Source organism: Bacillus sp. AFS012607 (assembly GCF_002558005.1).
In the GTDB taxonomy this organism is placed as follows: domain Bacteria; phylum Bacillota; class Bacilli; order Bacillales; family Bacillaceae_G; genus Bacillus_A; species Bacillus_A thuringiensis_S.
This window is the reverse complement of sequence record NZ_NTVM01000109.1, coordinates 1-1181: the sequence shown is the minus strand read 5'-3', so window position 1 is coordinate 1181 and position 1181 is coordinate 1. Positions and strand designations below refer to the sequence as shown.

Sequence of the window (1181 nt, the reverse complement as noted above, 5' to 3'; positions counted from 1 at the left end):
ATAATCCGAGAACGCTTCTAAAACCTTTAAAATCTCTTCATCTTTCATCATTTACCCTCCTCTCATGCTTGCTATTGCCCTAATACTTCTTTTGCTGTCCAATTCACTCTCTCATTTAGTCTGTCGATACGAATAATCAATTTTCCTTTTTGTTCCCGATCTACTGAAAGGAAAAGAACCGCATCTTCTAGACCAAGAATGACCTCATTTTCTTCTGTTACAAATGGCGAGTAACTATCTAAAATCAATTGCATTTTATCCGTGATTGTCGGTACATACATTCCCTCTTCCTCCTTTATGTTTGGAATCAAAAAAGCACCCAATTATTTGAGTGCTTTCTAACTTGTTACTTGTTCTTTTTCTTCTAAATCACGCAAGATTCGATTAATCTTGTTTTCGACTGCTTGATAGACACTTTTGTCGATGTGGTCATTGTGAGCTAACATTTGAAATTCACTGTAAAACTCGCCCATTTCTTGATTTTCAACTTCATCTAATGACTTGCCTAACTGCGCTAAAAAGAACTTGTCAACCAGTTTCAAAACCGCTAAATCAGATTCGAAAAATTCATTAACCGTTTTTCCTTTCCAATTTTCAATGGAAAGGGAATCAAACGGGCTGTCTTCCTGCTGAAATGCCTCTTCCGGAATCTCTTCATCAATACCCATCATTGTTGGCTCTTCTACTGGCTGTGATGTCTCTACTGGTGGCAAATCTTCCTGTTCTGGTTCTGATTTTCTTTCTCCTAGAAAATCTACAATAAGTGATTTTGGATTTACATCATCATGTAGAGAATCAATATCTATATCTAAAATAGATTTATCTGTATCGAATTCTACTCCTAAGTACTCCCATCTGTATTTTAAGGCTGTTTCCCCCGTATTATAAATCGGGCGAGGTCTGATCCGTTTTCTGTTATTATCCTGACGTTTTATGACACGAATAACGGCACTTTCTCCTTCTTTAAAATTCATAAGTTCATTTGCTGTTAACAGTGGTCGTTGATCTAGACTTTCCGTTTTATTTTTATCAGTAGAAAGACCTTTTCCGCTTCGGGAAGATAGATTAATCGTCTGATTCCCTAGTTTTTTAGAAACTTTTTCGGCGGTTTCTTGATCGTTAGTTAGAATGTAAATTGTATTCCCACAGTTTCCATCAATCGTATCTGCATCCTCACCATA

At 36.6% G+C, this 1181-nt stretch carries 2 protein-coding genes; both read right to left on the bottom strand.

Translation table 11 applies throughout. From position 1 onward, the window contains the following. Nucleotides 1-71: 71 nt before the first annotated feature. The gene (locus tag CN409_RS31105) at nt 72-281 is read right to left on the bottom strand and encodes a hypothetical protein (RefSeq protein WP_000289453.1); all 210 of its coding nucleotides are present in this window, start codon (nt 279-281) and stop codon (nt 72-74) included. A 57-nt stretch (nt 282-338) separates the two neighbouring features. Beyond that, a partial coding sequence (locus tag CN409_RS31100) for a TraM recognition domain-containing protein (RefSeq protein ID WP_170955857.1) occupies nt 339-1181 on the bottom strand: 843 nt, incomplete at its 5' end.